The organism is Candidatus Synechococcus spongiarum SH4 (assembly GCF_000586015.1).
In the GTDB taxonomy this organism is placed as follows: domain Bacteria; phylum Cyanobacteriota; class Cyanobacteriia; order PCC-6307; family Cyanobiaceae; genus Synechococcus_B; species Synechococcus_B spongiarum_F.
The window spans coordinates 1-7066 of sequence record NZ_JENA01000075.1 but is presented as its reverse complement, the minus strand read 5'-3'; the positions used below and the strand labels follow the sequence as shown (position 1 = coordinate 7066).

Annotated in this window: 7 protein-coding genes and 1 pseudogene; 3 read left to right on the top strand and 5 right to left on the bottom strand. The window is 61.6% G+C overall.

The genetic code is table 11. The features are described 5' to 3' along the window. Nucleotides 1-34: 34 nt before the first annotated feature. A pseudogene (locus tag BG35_RS14125) lies at nt 35-745 on the top strand (HEAT repeat domain-containing protein); the annotation flags it as partial. 189 nt (nt 746-934) lie between these two features. Here the strand turns inward: BG35_RS14125 and BG35_RS14120 are convergent. The 4 genes from BG35_RS14120 to cpeB all read right to left on the bottom strand — a co-directional run bounded on the left by BG35_RS14120 (nt 935) and on the right by cpeB (nt 4737). Continuing rightward, nucleotides 935-1471 carry a HEAT repeat domain-containing protein gene (locus BG35_RS14120; protein WP_373276967.1) on the bottom strand — a complete coding sequence of 179 codons (537 nt, stop codon included), beginning with the start codon at nt 1469-1471 and terminating at the stop codon, nt 935-937. Between the two features lie 1065 nt (nt 1472-2536). Next, a complete protein-coding gene (locus BG35_RS11520; RefSeq protein WP_080688025.1) occupies nt 2537-3514 on the bottom strand; it encodes a DNA-methyltransferase in 978 nt (325 codons plus the stop codon). A gap of 91 nt (nt 3515-3605) precedes the next feature. Beyond that, entirely contained in the window at nt 3606-4100 is a 495-nt protein-coding gene (gene cpeA / locus BG35_RS0104850) for a C-phycoerythrin subunit alpha (protein WP_025781943.1), read from the bottom strand. Nucleotides 4101-4161: 61 nt separating this feature from the next. Next, entirely contained in the window at nt 4162-4737 is a 576-nt protein-coding gene (gene cpeB / locus BG35_RS0104845) for a phycoerythrin subunit beta (RefSeq protein ID WP_025781942.1), read from the bottom strand. A 204-nt stretch (nt 4738-4941) separates the two neighbouring features. Between cpeB and BG35_RS0104840 the strand changes: the two genes are divergently transcribed. Together BG35_RS0104840 and BG35_RS0104835 are read left to right on the top strand one after the other, a co-directional pair. Beyond that, nucleotides 4942-5166: a DUF8630 family protein gene (locus BG35_RS0104840; protein WP_034417082.1), complete on the top strand. Its 225-nt coding sequence runs from the start codon at nt 4942-4944 to the stop codon at nt 5164-5166. 49 nt (nt 5167-5215) lie between these two features. After that, nucleotides 5216-5842 (top strand): bilin-binding protein, encoded by a 627-nt coding sequence (locus tag BG35_RS0104835; protein ID WP_025781940.1) that lies wholly within the window; start codon nt 5216-5218, stop codon nt 5840-5842. Between the two features lie 39 nt (nt 5843-5881). Here the strand turns inward: BG35_RS0104835 and BG35_RS0104830 are convergent. Next, the coding region (locus BG35_RS0104830; protein WP_025781939.1) for a phosphoglycerate kinase at nt 5882-7066 on the bottom strand (1185 nt) is incomplete at its 5' end.

Genomic DNA, 7066 nt, shown 5'->3' with positions numbered 1-7066 from the left:
GCGCCACAATGGCGGGTGGCGGCATGGAGGAGCAATGGCAGGGACAGACCGGACAGGTGGCGCGGCGTTCTCCGCCGAAGACAACGACATGCTGCTGGCGGCGGTGAGCGAGCAACTGGCGGCGGGGGTCTTCCCCCACCGGGATGGGGCCGTCCTGGCCAGGCTGGTGGAGGGTTTGGGGGATCAGCGGGGACTGGTGCGCTTTGGCTTCGCCGAACGACTCGCCGCCATTGGCCTGCCGGCAGCGCCCTTCTTGCGCCGTGCTCTGCGGGAACACGAGAATGTGGCGGTGCGGCGGGCCGCCGCCAAAACCTTCACCTTGATTAAGGATCCGCAGTCCATGGTCACCTTGGAGGAAGCCTTGACAGAAGACCCGGATCCCGTGGTGCAGGGATCAGCGGCGGGCGCCTTGGCGGAGTTGGGTGGGGTGGCCGTGGCCCGGCTGCTGGCTGTTTTGGAGCATCCTCGCCATAGTGCGTTTTGTAAAGGCTTGGCGGCCTGGGCCATGGCCAGCATCGGGGCGCGGGGGGCGGAGCAGTTGCGCCCCGCCATGGAGTCGCCCCTGGCGGACGTGCGGGCGGCGGTTGTGGGGGCGTTGGGGGATCAGATTCAAAACAGTGGCGATCAGGAGGCCCTCACCCTGCTTCGCCAAGCCCTTGCGGATCCCTCGGAAGAGGTGCAGGCGGAGGCGGTGACCGCCTTTGGCAAGCTGCAACATCCCCGCTTCATTCCCGTGTTGGCGGCCAGCCTGGAGAGCCCCCATCCGGAGGTGCGCAAAAACGGCGCCCTGGCGCTGATGAAGTGCCGCAACGGGCTGGCTTGCCCCCGTTGGAGATGGCCCAACGGCGGGAAGGGGACGGTCCCCTGGCTGCCGTGCTGGCGCTGGCGGTCACCCAGCTTCGCCGTAGCCTGGGGACGGACTCCGAAGAGGAAATCAGGGCCGGGTCCTAGCCATGGAGCAGCGGGCCAGGGCGGCGGTGGCGGCTTCCCGCACATAGCGGTCAGCGGCCTCGTCAGCCGCCTGGGCTTGCAGATCCGCCTGGGCAGCCTCCAGGCCCAACCCCGCCAAGGCGTTGATGCAGGCCACTTGAACCGCCACGTCCCCCTCCCGCAAGATCTTCTGCAGCCGTGGCAGCGCGGGTTCTCCCATCTCCCCCAGGGCCATCACGGCGGTGATCTGCACCACGGGATTGGGGGCAAGGGCCTTGTGGCACAGCAGCTCCAGGGTGGCATCGGGGAATTGCAGCCCCGTCCACTGGTCCGCCACCTGGGCCAGGGCCTTGCAACAGCTTGAGCCGACGGTGAGGTCGTCGGTGCTGGCCAGGCGCTCCGTCAGGGGCTGTACAGCCCGCTCCCCCACCGCGCCAAGGGCTTTCACGGCGGATCGGCGCAGGGGAACATCCGGCTCGCTGAGCATGGCCATCAGCCGGGGCGCCACCGTTGGATCGCCACTCCCCGCCAGGGCCGCCATCGCCCGGGAGCGCATGTTGGGGTTGGGGTGGCGCAGTTGGTGGAAGAGGTCGTCCAGAGACATGGGCCGGGGGCGGCAACGGTGGAATTAAGACAGTAAACCGGGATACCATTCATGCCGGTGATGCAATAAGTAATACTCCCTACTGCCTTGGGCAATAGGATTTCGTCAAGCATTGGGCGTTCTGGTCGCAGGCAAGAGTTGAGTTCAGCACGCTGCGCCATTGGCCAAAGTCGTACCATCCACACCCTATGCGTCCGGCTGGATCCGTCCGGTTTTCAGGTTCCCATCGTGGACCACCTTGGTAGAAAAACTCAATCCCGAAAGGAGTTCCTCTTGTGCCGGTGGCAAAGCAGTGCTCACATGCTCTGCTCTTGAGCAGGTTATGACTTACACTACCGTTTGACTTCTTGAGAACCTGAAACTTTTGACCTATCTCATCGTCTGTCATGTTTGCATAATTAACCTGACCTTCCCGTGTCTCTGTGCTCCAGCGGATCATGGGAAGTTTATGGTCGATGGTGATTTCTGAAGGCTGGCGATTTGTCCTCTCAACGATGTCGCGCCGTCCCAGCACGTTAAGGAACCTTGGAACCTGGTTACGAGGTACGGCCGTTGCTGGTACAGCAGGTTGCCATCCCCCGGTCCATCGGTCTTGGCGAGTACGCTTTTGGCATTTGGGGCAATCATCTGTTCGACTCTCCAGAATCAATCCGGCACGGGACCCTGTTCCCCGTTGTAGCCCTTGTATCCCGAACCACCGGCAATCTGGGACGTCTCTACATGGCCATAGTCACACTCTCTACAGTGCCATTGTTGATCCCTGAGAACCAGATAGACTTTGTAGATTTTAGTGTTCGGTCTGAAGGACTCTTCAAGCTGGCGAAGTTCATTTGTCATAGTAGAGATGCCTCAAAAGTTGGTCGGGGGATGCCAACTCACCATGAGAAAGTGAGCTGTGGGCAGTGGTTGCATGGTTCCGCAGGCTTTTCCAGTGGGGGGAAAGCAGTTTCTGGATGCGCCTTTAATGGACTCACACACCGCCTGATCCGCATTGCCGCCGCGTCAAAGTGTGCTGGGGTCATTCTCGTATCCCAAAGCGCACCTACCCAAGTTAGCCGCAGCGATTAGGGTGGTGGCGCTACCAGCAAACGGGTCCAGGACAACGGCGCCCTTGCTGCTAAATAAGCCTATGAATTTAGCGATCAGGTCAAGAGGTTTTTGCGTTGGATGTACACGCTCTTGCGGGGAAGGAGACTTGCATTCAAATACGTTGTGAACTGTTTTACCGTTGAACTTCGTCCCTGGACGCTTCCCTATGACGATGGCTTCCCAGGCATTGATAGGCTTGTACTTGTGATTGAAAGGAACCGGGTTGGTTTTGTGCCAGACCATGGTTCCCACTGCCGATAGCTTGTGGGCATTGAGGATGTCGCAGTATTCGCCAATTTGAGCTTGTGCGCAGAATATCACAACCCAGCCGCGTACTTTGGGAATGATGATACTGGTCCATTCTTCAGGTTGTGGAAACTCTTCATCCCACTGTCCGAAGTATCCCTTGGGCATGATGAAGTCAGAGCCGTTGGTTCGTAGCCGCCTGGGCGCCTGAGTTTCGCATATGTAGGCTTTGCTAATGCTGTAGGGGGGATCGGTCAAGAGAAGATCCACGGACAAATCCGGTAGTTCCGATGCGGCGACAATACCATCACCAAAACGAAAATCATGCAAAGGCCCTCGGACGGGTTCTCGTGCAGCATCAGTTGCTCCTATCGTTTGGAGCGCCTGTTGCAGCCTTTGTGCTATGTCGTCCACATGGCCGGTTTGCGGACTGACCTGGGTTGCGTCAGCTTGAACGTGTCCGAGACTGGTCACGTGTCCGTTTCTCTTCAGCATCAACTCCACACGATGAACCCCATTTGCGTCCATGTCAGCCAGCGCGTGGCTGATGTGCTTGCGACTTTCCGGGAAGGTTGCTGATATCCATTTGTTGACCCTAGCCCTGACTTGCAGAGTCTGGTCTGCTGGAACTCTGGCTGCAGTCATGGCCGATCCCTGTCTTGTTTAGAGATAGCAACAAAAAAGGCGCCCTCAGGGCGCCCTTTGATCAAAGGTTGGTCACGGAACGGAACCTGTTTCAGGACAGGGACTCAATGACGTAGGACAGCAGGGAGTTGTACTCCGCCAGAGCCTGGGGGCTCATGTCCCGAGGGGAGCAGCCACGGTCACGGGCCTGGGCAAATGCGGCCACGTAGGGGGCAGTGGGGATGTTGAGGGTGCGGTACACCTCACGGGCACCGGCAATGCCCCACTCGTCCAGGGGACCGGTGCCCCCCACCACGAGGCAGTAGTTGATCAAGCGCATGTAGTGGCCAATGTCCCGGTAGCACTTGTCCACTTTGCCCTGGTTGTCGCCAGCCTCACCGGCTTGCTTCAGGTAGGGGTACTTGGAGAAGCAGGCATCGCCGGCTTCCTTGACAACGGCATCAAAACCTGCGGCCAGCTTCTCGGCGGCCTCAAGGCGGGCAGAGGCCCTCTGGATGCTGCCCTGAACAGACTCCAGATCGGATGCGGAAGGCATGCGACCGGCAGCGTCAGCAGCAGTGACGACGGTGGTAACAACGGACTTCATCGGAAACCTCGGATGTCGATGGGGAGAGAAGAATTCAGGAGAGGATGGTCAAGGAGGTCCGTCAGCCCAGGGCGCTGATGACACGGTCGAAGTAGGAGGCTGCTTCGGCAGAAACCATCGAGCAATCACCCTTGACGGTTGCCATCTTGTTGTAGCGCTGCTGGAGCATCTGGTTGCTCTCGGCCATCTGGGTTTCCGTGTTGGTCTCGTTGATGTGGGCCAGGCTGGATGCCTTCATGATGGCCACGGCGCGAGCCTGGGAGGTGAGGGGAACGCCCAGGGCAATGTAGGTCTCCTTCAGACCGTTCAGGCAGCGATCATCCAGCACGGAGGGATCACCGGCCAGCAGGGCGTAGGCAATGTACCGAAGAATGATTTCACCGTCCCGCAGGCAGGCGGCCATGCGGCGGTTGGGGTAGCAATTGCCACCCGCCTGGATCAGGCCTGTGTTTTCACAGATCATGCCGGCAACCGCATCGGAGACGATGCAGTTGGCGTTGCTGGTGATGGCGTTGACCGCATCCAGCCGGGTGTTGGCCTTGGCGATGTATTGCTTCAGGGAAGCAATCTCACCAGCGCCAATGCAGGCAGTTTTGGCATCTGCGCTAACTGCGGCACGGGAAAAAGCGTCGAGCATGGGGGCTCCAACTGTCGCGAAAGGAAGAAGCGGCTTGGGATGCCGCAACCGTCTTCGAGAGACTAGGGAAGAACGGAGACGGTGAACAGCGCCGCCCGCCTTTGGCAAGGTTTCTTTACGGAATGGTCCATCTTGAACCCCGCGGGGGTGCAAGCTGAAGGAAATGCTTAGGGCTGAATGGAGGCCCTCACCTTGCCCCCTGCCATGACCCAATCCGATCCTGCCCCCTCCCGCGAGGAGTTGGAGAGCACCCACAAGGAGCTGTGCGACTACCGGGACCGGCTGGCCGCAGATGTACTGGCCATGGGCCGGAAGCTCAAGTTGCCTCGTCCCATGGTGGAGCGGAATCTTGCCCAGCACGACGAGTTGAATCAGTTGGAAGGCGTGCTGCGGCAGTTGGAGGCGCAGATCCGGACCATGACCGATTAGGGCCTTCCCCCTACCGCCCCGTGTTTGCTCGCTGTCGTGACGTTTTGCCATGAATGACTCCAAACCCGGATCCGGACCCCCGGCTTCGCTTTCCGTCCGTGCTCTGGCCCTCATTCCCAAAGCCAGAATCCTCGGTCTTCCCGGAGATCCGCGCTTGAGTGCGGCGCAGCGCAACATCTTTGCCGAAGCCGATGAGCGCCGCCGCCACCTCCTCCCCCATGAACTGGACCATCTCAGTGGTAATCCCCACAGCGCCGCAAGGTTGGTGGGCGCCCTGCAACCCGAGGCGGAAGCGCTGGTGGCCCGGGCCCGCAGCCAGCTTCTGGACAAGCAGCCCGAACTGATCCAGCCGGGCGGCGGCCTGTACCCCCCCTTCCGGGCGGCGGCCTGCTGGCGCGACCTCTGGCAGTTTCTCCGCTGTGTGCTCTACGGCGCCGCCTCGGGCATCGTTGACTTCACGTCCCCAAGGGGTGTGCAAGCCCTGGAACTGCTCTATCAGGAGTTGCACGTGCCCCTGGGGGCCATGGTGTGCGGCCTGGAGTTGCTCAAGCAGAACACCATCATGGTCGGCCCGATTCACCAGCCAACGGGTGAAACGGTGGTGGCCTGCTTCGATCACCTCATCGGCAGTTTGCGGGGCTTCCGGGCCACCCAGAAGCAGGAACGTCTCACCTGAGTCGGTCCCGGTCAGCCGGTCCCGGACCAGGGGTTTCACTCAGGCCAGGTCGTCCAGGGCCGCAACGCCGGGGAGCGTCTTGCCCTCCAGCAACTCCAGGCTGGCGCCCCCGCCGGTGGAAATGTGGGACATTCTGCCGGCCACGCCAGCCTTTTCCACAGCGGCAACGGAGTCGCCCCCGCCAATGATGGTGGTGGCCCCGGCGCCGGCGAGTTCGGCCAGGACCATGGCGATGCTGTTTGTGCCTGCAGCAAAGGCGTCAAACTCGAACACCCCCATGGGGCCGTTCCAGATGACGGAGCGGCACTCCGCCAATGCCTTCCGAAAAGCGGCAACGGAGTCCGGGCCGATGTCCAGCCCCATCCAGCCTTCAGGGATCCCGTCGATGGGAACCGTCCGGTGGTTGGCATCGGCGGCAAAGCGGTCCGCCGCCACCACGTCCGTGGGCAGCAGCAACTCCACCCCCCTGGCCCTGGCGGTAGCCTCCAGTTCCCTGGCCAGTTCCAGCTTGTCGTCTTCCACCAACGAGTTGCCCACCGGCAGGCCCCGGGCCTTGTAGAAGGTGAAGACCATGCCGCCGCCGATGAGCACCTTGTCGCATTTCTCCATCAGGCTGGCCAGCACGCCGATTTTGCTGGACACCTTGGAGCCCCCCACAATGGCCGCCAGAGGCCGTTGCGGCTGTTCAACGGCCCCCTGGAGATACTGCAACTCCTTCTCCATCAGCAGGCCCGACACACAGGGACTGAGGTGAGCCGTGACCCCGGCGGTGGAGGCATGGGCTCTGTGGGCCGCTCCAAAGGCGTCGTTGACATACACCTGGGCCAAGGAAGCCAGTTGCCGGGCGAAGGCGGGATCATTCTTCTCCTCCTCCTTGAAAAACCGCACGTTCTCCAGCAGCAGCACCTGACCGGGCCGCAGGGCGGCCGCCTGGGCCGCCGCCTCGGGGCCGATGCAACTGTCGGTTTTGGCGACAGGCTGCCCCAGAAGTTCACTGAGGCGGGCTGCCACGGGGGTGAGGCGCAGACCGTCCACCACCTGCCCCTTGGGACGACCGAAGTGGGCCGCCAGAATCACCTTGGCTCCCTTGCCCAGAAGGTCACGGAGGGTGGGCAGGGCGGCGCGGATGCGGGTGTCGTCGGTGATGGCGCCGTGGTCGTCCAGGGGAACGTTGAAGTCAACTCGCACCAGTACGGATTTGCCGCTCAAATCAGTGCTTGACAG